At 59.1% G+C, this 15,513-nt stretch carries 19 protein-coding genes; 10 read left to right on the top strand and 9 right to left on the bottom strand.

Annotated features, from left to right (window positions below; all coding sequences use genetic code 11):
• Positions 1-25 precede the first annotated feature (25 nt).
• Positions 26-298, bottom strand: a complete 273-nt coding sequence (locus tag N438_RS11725; RefSeq protein ID WP_008806388.1) for a GNAT family N-acetyltransferase — start codon at positions 296-298, stop codon at positions 26-28.
• An 11-nt stretch (positions 299-309) separates the two neighbouring features.
• On the bottom strand, positions 310-540 hold the full coding sequence (gene yjdI, locus N438_RS11730) for a 4Fe-4S mono-cluster protein YjdI (protein WP_012540613.1): 231 nt from the start codon (positions 538-540) through the stop codon (positions 310-312).
• 206 nt (positions 541-746) lie between these two features.
• Here yjdI and N438_RS11735 point away from each other — a divergent pair, with 206 nt between their 5' ends.
• From N438_RS11735 to N438_RS11750, 4 genes are read left to right on the top strand one after another with little or no spacing between them, the layout of a single operon-like run.
• Positions 747-1,019, top strand: coding sequence for a YtcA family lipoprotein (locus N438_RS11735; protein WP_008806389.1), 273 nt, complete (start codon positions 747-749; stop codon positions 1,017-1,019).
• Positions 1,020-1,025: 6 nt separating this feature from the next.
• Positions 1,026-2,051 (top strand): multidrug transporter subunit MdtN, encoded by a 1,026-nt coding sequence (gene mdtN / locus N438_RS11740; protein WP_008806390.1) that lies wholly within the window; start codon positions 1,026-1,028, stop codon positions 2,049-2,051.
• A 12-nt stretch (positions 2,052-2,063) separates the two neighbouring features.
• Positions 2,064-4,001 carry a multidrug efflux transporter permease subunit MdtO gene (mdtO, locus tag N438_RS11745; protein WP_022064930.1) on the top strand — a complete coding sequence of 646 codons (1,938 nt, stop codon included), beginning with the start codon at positions 2,064-2,066 and terminating at the stop codon, positions 3,999-4,001.
• Positions 3,998-5,452, top strand: a complete 1,455-nt coding sequence (locus N438_RS11750; RefSeq protein WP_116696307.1) for an MdtP family multidrug efflux transporter outer membrane subunit — start codon at positions 3,998-4,000, stop codon at positions 5,450-5,452. The genes mdtO and N438_RS11750 overlap by 4 nt, the downstream gene beginning before the upstream one ends.
• Positions 5,453-5,514: 62 nt before the next feature.
• Here N438_RS11750 and N438_RS11755 read toward each other — a convergent pair whose 3' ends face one another.
• The 5 genes from N438_RS11755 to N438_RS11775 form a co-directional block, all read right to left on the bottom strand.
• Complete coding sequence (locus N438_RS11755; RefSeq protein ID WP_008806393.1) at positions 5,515-5,814, bottom strand: DUF1889 family protein; 300 nt, start codon at positions 5,812-5,814, stop codon at positions 5,515-5,517.
• Between the two features lie 183 nt (positions 5,815-5,997).
• Entirely contained in the window at positions 5,998-7,551 is a 1,554-nt protein-coding gene (locus N438_RS11760) for a peptide MFS transporter (RefSeq protein ID WP_008806394.1), read from the bottom strand.
• A gap of 476 nt (positions 7,552-8,027) precedes the next feature.
• The gene (arsC, locus tag N438_RS11765; RefSeq protein WP_008806395.1) at positions 8,028-8,450 is read right to left on the bottom strand and encodes a glutaredoxin-dependent arsenate reductase; all 423 of its coding nucleotides are present in this window, start codon (positions 8,448-8,450) and stop codon (positions 8,028-8,030) included.
• Between the two features lie 9 nt (positions 8,451-8,459).
• On the bottom strand, positions 8,460-9,752 hold the full coding sequence (locus N438_RS11770; protein WP_016161792.1) for an arsenic transporter: 1,293 nt from the start codon (positions 9,750-9,752) through the stop codon (positions 8,460-8,462).
• A 52-nt stretch (positions 9,753-9,804) separates the two neighbouring features.
• Positions 9,805-10,134 (bottom strand): metalloregulator ArsR/SmtB family transcription factor, encoded by a 330-nt coding sequence (locus N438_RS11775; protein WP_008806397.1) that lies wholly within the window; start codon positions 10,132-10,134, stop codon positions 9,805-9,807.
• Between the two features lie 219 nt (positions 10,135-10,353).
• Here N438_RS11775 and N438_RS11780 point away from each other — a divergent pair, with 219 nt between their 5' ends.
• The gene (locus tag N438_RS11780) at positions 10,354-10,647 is read left to right on the top strand and encodes a YciI family protein (protein ID WP_008806398.1); all 294 of its coding nucleotides are present in this window, start codon (positions 10,354-10,356) and stop codon (positions 10,645-10,647) included.
• A gap of 18 nt (positions 10,648-10,665) precedes the next feature.
• Positions 10,666-11,238, top strand: coding sequence for a DUF1349 domain-containing protein (locus N438_RS11785; RefSeq protein ID WP_012540607.1), 573 nt, complete (start codon positions 10,666-10,668; stop codon positions 11,236-11,238).
• Positions 11,239-11,241: 3 nt separating this feature from the next.
• On the opposite strand, the gene N438_RS11790 is transcribed toward N438_RS11785, so the two are convergent.
• Together N438_RS11790 and N438_RS11795 are read right to left on the bottom strand one after the other, a co-directional pair.
• The gene (locus N438_RS11790; protein ID WP_008806400.1) at positions 11,242-11,517 is read right to left on the bottom strand and encodes a hypothetical protein; all 276 of its coding nucleotides are present in this window, start codon (positions 11,515-11,517) and stop codon (positions 11,242-11,244) included.
• Positions 11,518-11,686: 169 nt separating this feature from the next.
• Complete coding sequence (locus N438_RS11795; RefSeq protein ID WP_012540606.1) at positions 11,687-12,586, bottom strand: LysR family transcriptional regulator; 900 nt, start codon at positions 12,584-12,586, stop codon at positions 11,687-11,689.
• A gap of 138 nt (positions 12,587-12,724) precedes the next feature.
• On the opposite strand from N438_RS11795, the gene N438_RS11800 reads away from it, so the two are divergent.
• From N438_RS11800 to N438_RS11815, 4 genes are read left to right on the top strand one after another with little or no spacing between them, the layout of a single operon-like run.
• Entirely contained in the window at positions 12,725-13,033 is a 309-nt protein-coding gene (locus N438_RS11800; RefSeq protein WP_004151785.1) for a superoxide dismutase, read from the top strand.
• Between the two features lie 2 nt (positions 13,034-13,035).
• Entirely contained in the window at positions 13,036-13,599 is a 564-nt protein-coding gene (locus tag N438_RS11805; RefSeq protein WP_022064931.1) for an NAD(P)H-dependent oxidoreductase, read from the top strand.
• 20 nt (positions 13,600-13,619) lie between these two features.
• Complete coding sequence (locus N438_RS11810) at positions 13,620-14,639, top strand: aldo/keto reductase (protein WP_038421781.1); 1,020 nt, start codon at positions 13,620-13,622, stop codon at positions 14,637-14,639.
• A 32-nt stretch (positions 14,640-14,671) separates the two neighbouring features.
• Positions 14,672-15,475 carry a carboxymuconolactone decarboxylase family protein gene (locus N438_RS11815; RefSeq protein WP_064166670.1) on the top strand — a complete coding sequence of 268 codons (804 nt, stop codon included), beginning with the start codon at positions 14,672-14,674 and terminating at the stop codon, positions 15,473-15,475.
• The last annotated feature ends 38 nt before the right edge of the window (positions 15,476-15,513 follow it).

Genomic DNA, 15,513 nt, shown 5'->3' on the forward strand with positions numbered 1-15,513 from the left:
ACCGGTTGGCACCGGTGCCGGTACGTCAGGCGCGAATATCGTCGTATTCGCGGGTGTTATCGAATTCATGTTTGGCAAACGGGCAGAGAGGGATGATCTTCCGCTGCTCCTGGCGCATTTTTTCCACCACCTTCGCCACCAGCTGTTTCCCCACGCCCTGGCCTTTCAGGCTGGGATCAACATCGGTATGTTCGATAATGCTGAGGTGGTCGCCGGTGGGAACAAAAACAATTTCCGCCACCTGGTTTCCCTGCGCGTCGTTAACATAAAACTTGTTGTGCCCTTCCAGTATTTCCATCTTCTCCTCGCTTATTTATGACGATAGTGCAGGGCGCCGCTCGGGCAGGTATCGATCACTTTTACCACCGTCGCCACATCCACTTCATCCGGGATAATCCACGGTTTACGCTTCAGGTTAAAAAGCTTCGCGCTGCCGCGCACGCAGTTCCCCGAATGCTGACAGATCGCCGTATTAAAGTAGACGTCGATTTTCTCTCCGGTGTAGGCCCGGTAGCCCGCTTCCAGTAATTCCTTATCCATGACATTGCCTCGTTCTTTTTTTATGTTTCAGGCTAAGCATAGTCCTACACGTCGCGGCTGACTACGCGTAAGCGTGGGAATTGGCGCCTCACATCATGCTTTCCCATCGGGTAAGGATCCCGCAGTCGGCGATCCGTTGACTTTCATTCCCGCAACGAGGCGATTACACTCATCACACACTGGTATGATCACTCAGGGATGCTCTATTGAATCATATTGCCACCATCGCCCGCCCGGCGCGGTTACTGCTCGTCTTGCCGCTTTCCGGCTGCTCACTTTCGCCCGCGATCCCGGTATTGGGCGCCGCGTTCCCCGGCTGGTTTTTCTGCTTATTGGGCGGTGCGTTTTTACTGATCCCCTGCCATATCCTGATTACCCGTAAAGGCTGGCAGCCGCGCTTTTCTCCTCTGGTCTTCAGCTATGTCGCGCTGATGTTCCTGTTCGCCACGCTGCTGTGGTTTCTGTTTTTTGTTCACTGATCGCTTATGACAACTTCCCGCACTCCCCTGTTACGCAAAAAGTGGCCTCTGCTGGCGCTGGTCCTTGCCGCTATCCTGGCGCTGATCCTGGTTATCTGGCAGTTGCAAACCTCGCCGGAGACCAATGACGCCTATGTCTATGCCGATACCATCGATGTGGTGCCCGAGGTCAGCGGACGCATCGTGGAGATGCCCATTCGCGATAACCAGCGGGTGAAAAAAGGCGATCTGCTGTTCCGCATCGACCCCCGTCCCTATCAGGCGATGCTCGATGACGCGAAAGCGCGGCTGACGACCCTCGACGCGCAGATCATGCTGACCCAGCGCACCATCAAAGCGCAGGAGTATAACGCCCAGTCGGTGGCGGCCGCCGTCGAGCGCGCCAGAGCGCTGGTCAAGCAGACCACCTCCACGCGCACCCGCCTTGAGCCGCTGGTGCCGCAGGGGTTTGCCTCCCAGGAAGATCTCGATCAGGCGCGCACCGCTGAGAAAGCGGCGCGGGCGGAGCTGGAGGCCACGCTGCTGCAGGCCAGACAGGCCTCGGCGGCCGTGACCGGCGTGGATGCTATGGTGGCGCAACGCGCCGGGATCCTGGCGCAAATCGCCCTCGCCGAACTGCATCTGGAATTTACCGAAGTGCGTGCGCCCTTCAACGGCGTGGTGGTGGCGCTGAAAACCACCGTCGGCCAGTACGCCTCGGCGCTGAAGCCGGTCTTTACCCTGCTGGATGACGACCGCTGGTATGTGATCGCTAACTTCCGCGAGACCGATCTGAACAACGTGCGCCCCGGCGTGGCGGCGCGGATCACCGTGATGACCAACCACAACCGGACCTTTAACGGGGTGGTCGATTCGGTCGGCTCCGGGGTCCTGCCCGAAGGCGGGAGCGTCATCGAAGGGCTGCCGCTGATCCAAAAAAGCATTAACTGGGTTCACGTCTCGCAGCGCTTCCCGGTGAAAATCGCCGTCAGCGATCCCGATCCGGCGCTGTTCCGCATGGGCGCCTCGGCCAGCGCCGTGCTGCAGCCGTAGCCGGGGGACGCGATGTTTCCTCTCGCCCATTTTTTACGCCAGGAGCTGCGCGACGCGCCGGGACGCGCCAGCTACACGCTGCGCCTGACGCTGAGCTGCGCGGTGCTCATCACCCTGTTTATGACTCTGCAGATCCCCTTCCTGGCCGTTGCGCTGATCGTCGTGTTCTACGTTAGCCAGCCTAACGTGTTGATGATAAAGCTGGTCAGCGTGGTCTTTTTTGTCACCGTCACCGTGGCGCTCGGCGGCGTGCTGCTGATCATCAAGTGGACCTATGACTACCCGCTGATCCGCCTGGCGGCCTCCGTGGCGCTCTTTTTCTGCGCCATCTACCTGATGCGGGTGCTGGGTAAGCTGGGACTGGCTTTTTTCGTGGTGGCGCTGGCGGTGATTTACGCTCAGACCTTCCCGTCAATGACCAGTCAGAGCGAGATCCTGGTGCGGCTGCTGCTCTGGCTGTGGGTGGCGATTAACACCGCGATCCTCGTCACTTTGCTGGTCAACGCCTGTTTTCAGCAGGCCTTTCCCGGCAACCAGTTTAAGGCGCGCCTGGCGGGGATGCTGCACGAGGTCGCCCGGCGGCTGACGGCTCCTGGCGATGAAGCGCCACCGACCTTCGGCGAGACCGCCGCGCAGTTCAACCAGCTGCAGTCGCTGTTCGCCCAGGCCAGCCGGGCCACGCCGGAGATAGCCGCCGAACCGCAGGCCTGGCGCTCGCGGCTGGCCGCCACCCTGCGCTGCTATCAGCTGGCGGCGCTGCTGCAAGCAGACGAGGCAGATAGCGAAGATCGCCAGCAGCTGTCGCAGGCGGTACTGAAGCTGAAGAGTGCCCTCAGCGAGGAACAGTTTGACGGTGCCATTCCTCCCCTGGCGCTCAGCGGTCGTGGCATTAATCACGCGGTTCTGCAGGAGATGGCTACCCTCCTGCAGCAGCTGGCGCAGGGTGAGCCCGTCGCCCTGCCGCAGGGTGAGGTGGAGAAGGCGCCCCTGCTGGCGCCGGACGCCTGGCGCAACCCGGCTTATCTCCATTTTGCGCTCAAGACCCTGCTGGCGACGCTAATCTGCTATGTCTTCTATACCGCTGCCGACTGGCAAGGGCTGCACACCATTATGCTGAGCTGCGTCATTGTCGCCCAGCCCGGGCTGGGCGCCACGATGCAAAAGACATGGCTGCGTATCGGCGGGGCGCTGCTCGCCACCCTGCTGGCGCTGCTGTTAATCGTCTTTGTTCAGCCCTGGACCGATTCGCTGTCGGGCCTGCTGGCGATGTCTCTGCCGGTGCTGGCGCTGGCGGCGTGGATTGCCGCCGGCTCGGAGCGTATCGCCTACGCCGGGATCCAGATTGGTTTCACCTTTGCGCTGGCCTTCCTCAGCTGGTTTGGCCCGCTGACGAACCTCACCGAGCTGCGGGATCGGGTGCTCGGCATCCTGCTCGGGGTGCTGGTCTCCTCCATTGTCCATTTGTATCTCTGGCCGGACAGCGAAGCACCGCAGCTGAAATCCCGTCTTGCGGCGCTTTATCGCCGGCTGGCGGACTGTCTCGCCGCTCCGAAGGAGGCGGTGCCGCTGGCTCCCCTGTTTGTCGCCTTCACCGACAGCGAAGCGCTGCTCCATCGGGTTCGCGCTGAACCGCTGGGCACCTGGGCCCATCCCTGGCCCCAGGCGAAAGGCTGGCCGATGCGCGCCACCCTCGCCCAGGCCGAGGAGATCGCCCGCCTCAGCGAAGGCTACCGGCTCAACGCCGCGCCGGGAGACCCGACGCTGGCCCGCTGCGCCGAACAGCTGCGGCGCTACGCCGAACGTATCGAACAGGAGGCGGCAGCGCCTGACGGGACGCTGGCCGCCGATCTCCGCAACCCCTTTGGCCCGGCGCTGGCTACCGCGCTGGCCGCCCTGCCCGACTGGGGCCCGACACCGATAGCGACTGAGCAACAGGCTAAAACGTCATGATGATGCTTCCTTTCCCCGCGCGATTGCGGGTCACTCTCTTTACCCTGACCCTGACGCTGACGCTGCTCAGCGGCTGCGCGCTGATCCAGGATGAGCCTTCCCAGGTCGCCATCGTCAATCCGCAGCAGGCCCAGCTGGCGCAGGTGATCCACCTGGCGAACAGCGACTGGCCGGCAGCCCGCTGGTGGGAGGCCTATGATGATCCTCAGCTCAACCTGCTGATCAACCGGGCGCTGCAGAACTCGCCGACCATGCAGGCCGCCCGACTGCGTATCTCCCAGTCGCAGTCCACGGTGGAGCTCGCCCGCTCGGCGATGGGCCTGCAGGCCACCGCCGTCGCGGCGCAAAACCGCCTGCGGATCACCGACAAATCCTTTAGCTGGCCCTACTCGTACTCCCTGCCGGTGGATAAGAACGGTCCCTGGTATACGCTGAATACCGTTGGCGTCGGGGCGCAGCTGAATATCGATCTCTGGGGAGCCGATCGCGCCCGGGTCGCCGCCGCCATTGGCGAGAAAAACGCCCGGCTGGCGGAGACCGCCGGCATTGAGCTCGACATCGCCAGCAGCGTGGCGCAGCTCTATTTCGCCATGCAGGCGACGTTCCAGAAAATCGCGCTGCTGCAGGAGCTGGAGGGCATTGCCCAGTTCTCGGTGGCAGCCCACGAACACCGGACCCAACGCGGTGTGGAGGATAGTGTGGATGTGGCCAACGCCCGGGCTGAGCAGCTTGCCGCTCGCCAGCAGATCATTAGCGCCGAGGGAACGCTGACCCTGTATCGTGAAACCCTGCGGGCGCTGATCGGCGCCGATGCGCAGAGCATGCCGGCCATCCATCCGGTGGCGCTGCCGGCGCTCCAGGAGACGCTGCCATCGTCGCTCTCTTTCGAGCTGCTGGCCCGCCGTCCGGACCTGCAGGCGCTGCGCGGCTACGTGACTGCCTCCCTGAGCCAGGTCGATGCGGCGAAAGCGGCCTTCTATCCTCATTTTGATATCAAAGCGTTCTGGGGATATAACGCCCTGAGCGTCGGGGATCTGTTTAAGTCCTCTTTCCAGCAGATCAACCTGCTGCCCGGGCTGTATCTGCCAATCTTCGACGGCGGTCGTCTGAACGCTAATCTGCAGTCGGTGCGCACCGCCAGCAACATCCTGATCAAACAGTACAACCAGGCGGTGCTGGACGCGGTGCGCGATGTCGCCATCAGCTCCAGCCAGCTTAACGATCTGAACCAACAGCGCGCGCTGCAGCAGCTAAAGGTCACCGCGGCGCAGACCACTACCGACAGCGCTCGCGCCCATTATCAGCGCGGCCTGCTCAGCCGCTACGCCGCCGAAGAAGCTCGCCGGGCGGTCCTCGCCCAGCAGCTGTTGCTGCTGGACATTGAGGCCCAGCGGCTAAGCACCGACATTACCCTGATCAAAGCCCTGGGCGGCGGCTATCGCGGGCAGTAACAAAAATGCCTTCCCGGATGGGGAAGGCATTTAACAGAAGAGGCGGGGTGGCTGCGCGGCGATTACACCAGGGCGCGCAGCTCCTCCTGCATATAGGTGGAAAAGAATTCCGGATGCTTGATGACCATCCGCTCGCCGGCGGCGATCCGTTCAGCCCAATCCGCCACTTTGTCGGTAAACCCGGCGCTCCAGCCCTGCTGCTGCCCGCGTTCAGCGACGTCGGCCGGGGTGGCGGGCACGCCCAGCTCTTTCAAATATTTGAGAATTCCCTTCGCGGTACTTTCATCCATAGACTGTGGTACTGGCTCAGACGTATTCATACCACCGATGAAATCCAATGCTTTATCAATGACTGCTGGCATAGGTGTGTCCTTATATTAACCACATAGTAAACCTGACTACACTATGGACCGGAAAGTGACGTGATTTCAAAGAACACGCTCACGTTATGGGACATCGCGCATTGTGAAAAAGGGATTTTGTTCTGCTGAGGCGGGTTTCGTACAAAAATAAGCCGGCCCCGTAGGGCCGGCCTGAGGATCGCGTCAGGCGTTGCTGACGGATGTTTGCCCGGCGCTGGACCGACTGTTCTCCAGCATCCGGCGGACCGGGACAATCAGCACGGCCAGCACGGCGGCGCAGATCAGCAATGCGATGGAGCAGCGGGCGAAGAGGTCCGGCAGCAGCGACAGCTGATCGGCCTTCACGTGACCGCCAATCAGGCCCGCCGCCAGGTTACCCAGCGCGCTGGCGCAGAACCACAGGCCCATCATCTGGCCGCGCATTCTCTCCGGCGCCAGCAAAGTCATGGTCGCCAGACCAATCGGACTCAGGCACAGCTCACCGAGGGTCAGCATCAGGATGCTGCCCACCAGCCACAGCGGCGACACACCGGCCCCGCCGTTGCTCAGGACGTTCTGCGCCGCCAGCATCATCAGGCCAAAGCCCGCCGCTGCGCACAGGATGCCAATCACGAATTTGGTCATACTGCCCGGACGCACGTTTTTACGCGCCAGCGCAGGCCACGCCCAGCTGAATACCGGCGCGAGCAGAATGATAAACAAGGCGTTAATCGACTGGAACCAGACCGCGGGGATCTCAAAGTCGCCGATCATCCGGTTGGTGTAGTCGTTAGCAAACAGGTTAAAGGAGGTCGGTTTCTGTTCAAACGCGGACCAGAAAAAGGCCGCCGAGACCAGCAAAATAAAGCACACCAGCAGGCGCGCCCGCTCTTTACGGTTCAGCCCAGCGAAGACGAACAGCCAGATGAAATAGAGCGCCACGGAGGCGGCAATCACATAGACCAGCACGCTGGCCACCGCCACCGGGTTAATCACGATCGTGCCCAGGCTAATCAGCGTGACCAGCACCGCCACCCCCAGGGCCAGGGCCAGCAACCACGCTCCGACGCCATTCTTTTTCGCCACCGGGCTGTTCCAGGTGGAATCGAGGCCGACCTCCGCGTCATAGCGCTTCATCGACGGCACGGCAAAGACGCGGAAAATGACCAGCGCTACCAGCATCCCGATCCCCCCGATGCCGAAGCCCCAGTGCCAGCCATGGGATTTAATCAACCAGCCGGAGATCAAGGGCGCGATAAACGAGCCGATGTTGATCCCCATGTAGAACAGCGAAAAACCGCCGTCGCGGCGCGCGTCGCCTTTTTTATACAGGGTGCCGACCATCACCGAGATACAGGTTTTAAACAACCCGGAACCGAGGACGATAAACATCAGACCGATAAAGAACAGGTCGTTGCCCAGCCATGCCGACAGGGCGATCGACAGGTGCCCCAGGGCGATCAGGATAGAGCCGTACCAGACGGCCCGCTGCTGGCCAAGCCAGTTATCCGCCAGCCAGCCGCCCGGCAGCGCGGCCAGATACATACTGCCAGCAAAAATCCCGACAATCGCCGAGGCGTTCTCCCGCGCCAGTCCCATCCCGCCGTCGTACACCGTCGCCGCCATAAACAGGATCAGTAAGGGACGGATGCCGTAAAACGAGAAGCGCTCCCACATTTCGGTGAAGAACAGGGAGCCCAGCGGATAAGGATGGCCGAAAAAGGTACGGCTTTCGTTTTTATTAACAGAGGAATGCATAAATTCTCCAGGTAAGGTGCGCCGCAGCGCAAGTTAACCGTATAAAGCGGGCTGACGATTTATAATTTGTTTGCATTAACATCAAACGCGAGCATTTTTAACCATTTGATAACCACACAATGGTTTTGTCCAGCCCCTTACCTTCCCTTTTTAGATGAAAAGTCGACAAACATCTAGTTTTACAGATTTAACGTTCATAAAAAGATAAACAGCATTGACTTTATATTAGTGCAGAAAATCCGATTATTTTTATTAAAAAACAGAAAGTTAACGCTAAGGCGAGGATCTATAGCGGCTCAGTTCGGCTGCCAGGATAACGACAGAAAAAGTAAGGAAAACAGGTGGAATGATGTAGAAACCACGCTAAGTGGCAATATTTCTCTATCAGGGACTATCCTGGCCCACGGTGTTTGTCGCGGAGGATGACGGGAGGGGAAGTGAGGCAGCCGGGAGTCAAAGCCGGCGCCTTTCGCGAGTTATTTCACACGCTGCCCTGCGGCATCAATGACTGGCTCACCGTCTTCCTTCACGAACGCGCCTTTTTGCGACGCCGTCAGGATCTCCAGCACCACCTCTGAGGGGCGGCAGAGTCGGGTGCCCCGCGGCGTTGTCACGATCGGACGGTTAATCAGGATCGGATGCTGAAGCATAAAGTCGATTAACTGATCGTCAGTAAACCGGTCTTCCGCCAGCCCCAGCGCGTCGTAGGGTTCAACGTTTTTCCGTAGCAGGGCACGTACCGGGATCGCCATCGCGGCGATCAGCTGGCGCAGCTCATCGCGCGATGGCGGCGTCTCCAGATAATAGATAATGGTGGGCTCAGCGCCGCTGTTGCGGATCAGCGCCAGGGTATTACGCGAAGTGCCGCAGTCAGGGTTATGGTAAATGGTGATGCTCATAGTACGTTCTCATGGCTGGTTGAAGGAGAGACGCAGCGCCAGCGCGGCCAGCGTCACAAGCAGCACCGGCAGGGTCATGGTAATGCCACAGCGGAAATAATACCCCCAACCGATGGTGATGTGCTTCTGCGCCAGCACATGCAGCCAGAGCAGCGTGGCCAGGCTACCAATTGGCGTGATCTTGGGCCCCAGATCGCAGCCGATGACGTTGGCATAAATCATGGCCTCTTTGATCGTCCCTGTTGCCGCGCTGCCATCAATCGACAGGGCGCCGACCAGTACGCTGGGCATATTATTCATTATTGAAGAGAGGAAGGCCGACAGGATACCGGTGCCCAGCGTCGCGGCCCAGAGCCCGCGCTCCGCCAGCATGTTCAGCACCGTGGTCAGATAATCCGTTAACCCGGCGTTTCGCAGGCCATACACCACCAGATACATTCCCAGCGAGAAGATCACGATCTGCCACGGGGCGCCGCGCAGCACCTTGCCGGTGTTAATCACCCGCCCGCGCTTCGCGACAGCAAACAGGATCCCCGCTCCCGGCGCCGCGATGGCGCTGACCGGGATCCCCTGCGGGTCAAGAACGAAAAAGCCGACCAGCAACAGCAGCAGCACGCCCCAGCCGGTGCGGAACGTCGCCGGATCTTTTATCGCCGTGACCGGCGCTTTCAGTAACGCCATATCCCAGGCCGGCGGGATATCCCGGCGAAAGAACAGATGCAGCATCGCCAGGGTGGTGAGGATCGCCGCGAGATCGACCGGCACCATCACCGAAGCGTACTCCCTGAAGCCGATGGCAAAGAAATCTGCCGAAACGATATTCACCAGATTCGACACCACCAGCGGCAGGCTGGCGGTATCGGCAATAAATCCGGCGGCCATGACAAAGGCCAGCATCGTTCCCTTGCTGAATCCCAGCGCTCGCAGCATGGCAATCACGATGGGGGTGAGGATCAGCGCCGCGCCGTCGTTGGCAAACAGCGCCGCCACCGCGGCGCCGAGCAGGATAATCCAGGTAAATAGCAGACGACCCCGCCCTCTTCCCCAGCGGGAAACGTGCAGAGCGGCCCATTCAAAAAAGCCAGACTCATCAAGCAGCAGGCTGATAATGATAACGGCGATAAAGGTGGCGGTCGCATTCCAGACGATATGCCACACCACCGGGATATCGGCTAGTTGTACTCCACCGGTGGCCAGCGCCAGCGCCGCGCCAAAGGCCGCGCTCCAGCCGATCCCTAAACCCCGCGGCTGCCAGATCACCAGCACCAGGGTCAGGACAAAAATCGCGCCTGCCAGCAACATGATTACCCCCGTCAATCACATTCGAAAAAACAGATATGTTTAGATAAAATTTTTACTGACAACCCGCCCCGTCAGCCAGTCTGCAAACCATCATCCGCACATCGTCCTGCTGACTGAGCCAGGCCTGCTCAATCACCTGCGCCGCCCAGGCCGGCATCTGCGGAGAGAGGCGGTAATGGACCCATTTACCCTGTTTACGATCCAGCAGCAGCCCGCTTTCCCGCAGCATCGCCAGATGGCGGGAGATCTTGGGCTGGGACTGGGCGAGCGCCGTACAGAGATCGCAAACACACAGCTCTCCACGCGCCTTGAGCAGCAATACGATCCCCAGCCGGGTTTCATCGGCGAGGTTTTTGAACAGTTGCAGGGGCAATAAAGACATGATTTCTCCTCAAGCGTGACGGACAGCATACGGAACCACCAATAAAGATCAATATACATTCGTAAAAACATATGTGTTATTTCACGCCTGCGATAAGCCCCCGTTGAGTGGCTACATGCCCTCCCTTGCGCAATAGCACGGAAAAATACCGCGCTTTCTTTTATCCCTCATCGAAATGTGTCAGGCTGGCGATCCCATCGGATTGACAGGGTTTTCAGGATGAGTACGCTTTATGTGGTTGTTTTAACGTATATAAAACCGCTCGAAGAGGTGGACGACGCCATTCCCGCCCACGTCGAATGGCTCAAAAAAGGCTATGCTGACGGCCTCTTTCTCGCCTCCGGCCGCCGCCTTCCCCGCACCGGCGGGGTGATTCTGGCGAAATGCGCCAGCCGGGAAATGCTGGAATCGCGTCTGAGTCAGGATCCCTTCCAGCAGTTGGGTCTCGCCCGTACCGAGATTATTCCCTTTGAGGCCAGCATGGCGTCACCCGTACTGCAGTCGCTGTTATAAGCGTATCCCGGAGGAAAAATGCAGCCGTCCTTTCACTGGATCAATGAACCTGCCGAGTGGCGCCGCGATACTGACGGCCTGACGGTGGTCACCGATAAGCATACCGACTTCTGGCGCCATACCTGGTATGGCTTCGAGCGTTTCTCTGGGCATCTTTATGCTACTGAGGTGGAAGGTGATTTTACCCTGCAGGCAAAAATATGTGCCGATTTCACCACGCTTTACGACCAGGCTGGACTAATGATGATGGCGGACGAGCAGACCTGGCTGAAGGCGGGGATTGAATTCAATGACGATGCCCCGGCCATCGGCAGCGTACTGACGCTAACCCACTCCGACTGGGCCACCGGGCTTTTTCCCGGCGACCCGCGCACCTTCTGGCTGCGGCTGACCCGCAAGGGCGATGCGTTAAGGCTGCAGTATTCGACCGACGGCGAGCGCTGGCCGCTGCTGCGGCTCGGCTACTTTCCGCCAGGCCCGGTGAAAGCGGGCGTCATGTGCTGCTCACCGGAGCGCGGGGGACTGGCGGTTGAGTTTCAGGATATTCAGCTTTCCCCGCCATCAGACAAAGCGCTGCACGATCTGAGCTGAACGCTAGCGGGAAGACCCGACTTTCTCTGCATCCTGAGGGCCAGGATTGCAGGGTTCGCGGGTGCCGGGCAGGTAAAAATGGCCGTGCTTATCGGGATCGGTGCCGCCCGGGCACCCTGCCCGACCCGAGGAATTATCGCTATCGCCGCCGTTCGAACCGTTGCCGCCGTCGGCGCCAGCTATTACCGACTGCCCGTTATGGCCACCGTGAACGCCCTGCGCTGCACTGGCCGAAAACGCCACCAGCGCGAACATACAGACCATGAAGCGTCTGCCCATTGCTGCCTCTCCCTTATTGATATTCCCCGTCCATCGCGTTGACGATGGGATGAGCCGTTGCACGGCAAAATGCACCGCGATAAAAACGCGTTATCCGCAGGGAGTATAGGGTTAAGGCTGAGAGAAAGACAGGGCCGGTGCCTTCAGACATTTCGCACGCAAATAACCTCTATTCCGCGGTATGTGCTATCAGAAAATCAATCAGGGCTTTCACCCTTTTCGTTCTGCCCGCGTTTTTCGGGTAATAGAGATAAACCGGCGGATAGGTTTTCCAGTAGTCCTCCATCACCGGTAGAAACTGTTCACGATCGGGCTGTAGCCGCCAGATGGGTTCAAACAAGCGGCCAATCCCCAGTCCATGGCGGATACCGTCGGCCATGACGTCAATATCATTGCTGATTAACTGTCCGGGCATCTCGACGGTGAGCTGCTCGCCGTGGTCATTGAGGATCAGCGGCAGGATGCGGTTGTTGGTAATAAAGCGATAGCCAATCAGCCGGTGATGGTTGAGATCGGCGGGCACCGCAGGCACGCCATATTCGGCCAGATAGGCTGAGGAGGCATATAACCCTTCCCGAAACGGCTTCATTAACGGGCGGGCGACCACTCCGCCTTCGAGAATATCGCCAAAGCGGATCCCCAGGTCGAATCGTTCTTCAATAATATTGACGGTACCGTCATAGACCGATATTTCCAGCTGGATCCCCGGATATTGCTGACAAAATGCCGCCATCGCCGGTTTCAAAATAAGCAGGTAGGCAAAGCGCGAGAGGGTTATTCTCACTGCTCCGGAGGGTTCCTGATTCTGGTCGCGGAGGCTCTCCAGCGATGTTTCCAGAACCTCCACCGCCGCCGCAGTCTGCTCCAGCAGCTGTTGCCCGGTTTCTGTCAACTCGATTCGCCGGGTAGTGCGCACAAAAAGCGGATGACCAATGTGCTCTTCCAGCAGCTTGAGCGCATTACTGACCGACGGCGGTGTGATTTCTAATTTCCTTGCGGCGGCCGAGATAGTGCCTTCGCGCGCAATGCTCTGAAAAATGCGTATCTGATTATAAAGCGCGTTATTCATAGCATCTCCTTAAGCCAACCTCGCCTGATTATTAAGTACAGGCTAAATTTTCTTAAGTCAATGACCGCCTAATCTTCGCCACCAGGGGCTCGTATACTTTTGTCTCTTCCCGCTGATAACGACTTTCCGGAGACAACGATGCGAATTTTATGTCTGGATATTCCCGCGCCCGGCGCGACGCTGGAACACTATGCGCCGCACCTTACCGCGGAAGCCCTGCATGCCTGGGGACTGTATAAGTCTGGCTTTATCCGCGACATCTATTTCCGTCAGGACCGACCCGGCGTCGCTATTTTCCTCGAATGCGACACCGTGGAAGAGGCGAATAACGTCATGGCCGAATTTCCGCTGGCAAAAGCGGGTTTATTAACCTTCGAGTGTATTCCACTCGGCTCGTTTATTAGCTGGGAAAATCTCTTCTCAGCCGAATTTAAACATCAGGAGTAACGATGGGAACGCCTCATATCCTTATCGTTTCCGGACATCCGGACCTCAACCATTCCATCGCCAACGCCACCATCCTCGACGAAGTGGAGACCGCCCTGCCCGACGCGGAAATCCGCCGTCTGGACAGGCTCTATCCGCACGGCAACATCAACATCAGCGCAGAGCAGGAAAGCCTGCTCAGGGCCGATGTGATTGTCTGGCAGTTTCCTTTTTCCTGGTATGGGCTGCCCGGGTTAATGAAACAGTGGCTGGACGAGGTCTTTGTTCACGGCTTCGCGCATGGCTCAACGGCGAAACTGGGTGGTAAAAAGCTCCTTCTTTCTTTCACTACCGGGGCACCGCAGGCGCTCTACACCACTGACGGTTTCTTTGGCCACGCCATTGAAGAGTATCTCCTCCCCTTCGAGACCACGGCCAGGCTGTGCAATCTTGAGCTGCTGGCGCCGGTTTATACCTGCGGCATCAGCTACGCCGACCGGGATGCCGACAAAATCGCCCAGCAAAAAGCACGTGCCCGGGAGCACGCGGCCAGACTGATCGCGCAGCTGAAAACTCTGGTGGAATAACCCAAAGGGAGAAAATAACGATGCAGTATACCCGGCTCGGTAAAAGTGACTTACTGGTCTCCCGCATCTGCATGGGATGTATGGGGTTTGGCGATCCGTTGACGGGCCAGCATCGCTGGACGCTGGACGAAACAGCAAGCCGGGACATCATTCGCTACGGCCTCGAAAAGGGCATCAATTTTTACGATACCGCCATCGCCTATCAGAACGGCTCCAGTGAGCGGTACGTTGGCCGGGCGCTGCGGGAGATGGCAAAACGCGAGGAGGTGGTGCTGGCCACCAAGTTTCTGCCACGAACCGCTGCCCAGATAGCCGAGGGGATCAGCGGAAAAGAGGCGATAGCCCGCTCGCTTGACCAGAGTCTGCGAAACCTCGGGATGGACTACATCGACCTCTACATCTACCACATCTGGGATCACAACACCCCGGTTATCGACGTGCTGGAGGCGCTGCACACCGCCGTGACCGCCGGCAAGGTGCGCGCGATTGGCATTTCCAATTGCTATGCCTGGCAGCTGGCGAAGGCGAACGCCCTTGCCGAACGCGAAGGGCTGACGCCCTTTGTCTCCATGCAAAGCCATTACAACCTGATTATGCGTGAAGACGAACGAGAACTCTTCGGGCTGTGCGCAGAAGATAATATCGCCATGACCCCCTATAGCGCGCTGGCCAGCGGCCGTCTCTCCCGCTTAGAAGGCCACACACGGCGAACGGTGGAAGATGATTATGCCCGGGGGAAATACGACGGCACGGCAGAGCAGGATCGGATCATTATTGCGCGCGTCGCCGAACTTGCCGAACGGCATCAGGTCTCCATGACCGAAATCTCGCTGGCCTGGTTGCTGACTAAAGTCACCGCCCCGGTGGTCGGCGCCACGCAAAAGCACCATGTTGACGGTGCGGTCAGCGCCGTGAACCTGCGGCTCAGTTCTGAGGAGATCCGCTATCTGGAAGAGGCCTACCAGCCGCACGTTCTCACAGGCGTGATGGCGCAAAACACGCCGCAAGCCAAAGACCATCCTCAGGTGTGGACGCGGTAACCCTCTGTCCTGTTCAGCAGGGAGAATAAAACATGAAAAACGTGATTGCCGCGGCAGCCTTGTCGCTTGTGCTGTCTGATTTTGCTTATGCCAACGAACAAAGAGATGAAGCTATGATGAAAATTACCCCCTCCACCCTTGTGGACGCTGATATTCAAGCGGTCTCCCCGGCGCTGGCGCGCTTTGGTCGAGAAGCAATTACTGAAGATCTGTGGACACGCGAAGCCCTCTCGCCCAGGGACCGCAGCATCGTGACTGTGGCCATGCTGATTGCCCGCAACCAGCCAGGCGAGCTGAAGCACTATATTGAAGTCGCTCTCGATAGCGGCGTGACGCCAGCGGAAGTATCAGAGATCATTACCCATCTGGCGTTCTACTCAGGTTGGCCCAATGCAATGTCAGCCGTCAGCGTGACCAAAGCGATCTTTGCAGCCCGCGGCATCACGGCAGAGGCCCTGCCCGCCGCCTCGCCAACGCTGCTGCCACTCAATGAACAGGTAGAGAAACAGCGTGCAGAGACCGTGGAAAAAAATGTCGGCCCCATTTCGCCTGGCCTGGTTAAATTTACCGCCGACCCGCTGTTTCTCGACCTCTGGCAACGGCCCGCGCTTACGCCCCGCGACAGAAGTCTGGTGACGGTCAGCGCGTTAATCGCCGCCGGACAGAGCGCGCAGATTGGCTACCACCTGAACAGAGCCATGGATAATGGGCTTTCGGCTGAAGAGGCCGGAGAAGTAGTCGCCCAGGCGGCGTTCTACGCGGGATGGCCAAATGCGTTTACCGCCGCCCCGGTGGTCGGCGAGGTATTGCGATCGCGCGAAAGCAAAACTGAATAAAAAAGAATAAAGGACAGGGAAGCTGTCCTTTATTTATC

Origin of the sequence: Klebsiella sp. GL120222-02 (genome assembly GCF_003097195.1) — a bacterium.
Classification (GTDB): Bacteria; Pseudomonadota; Gammaproteobacteria; order Enterobacterales; family Enterobacteriaceae; genus Klebsiella; species Klebsiella variicola.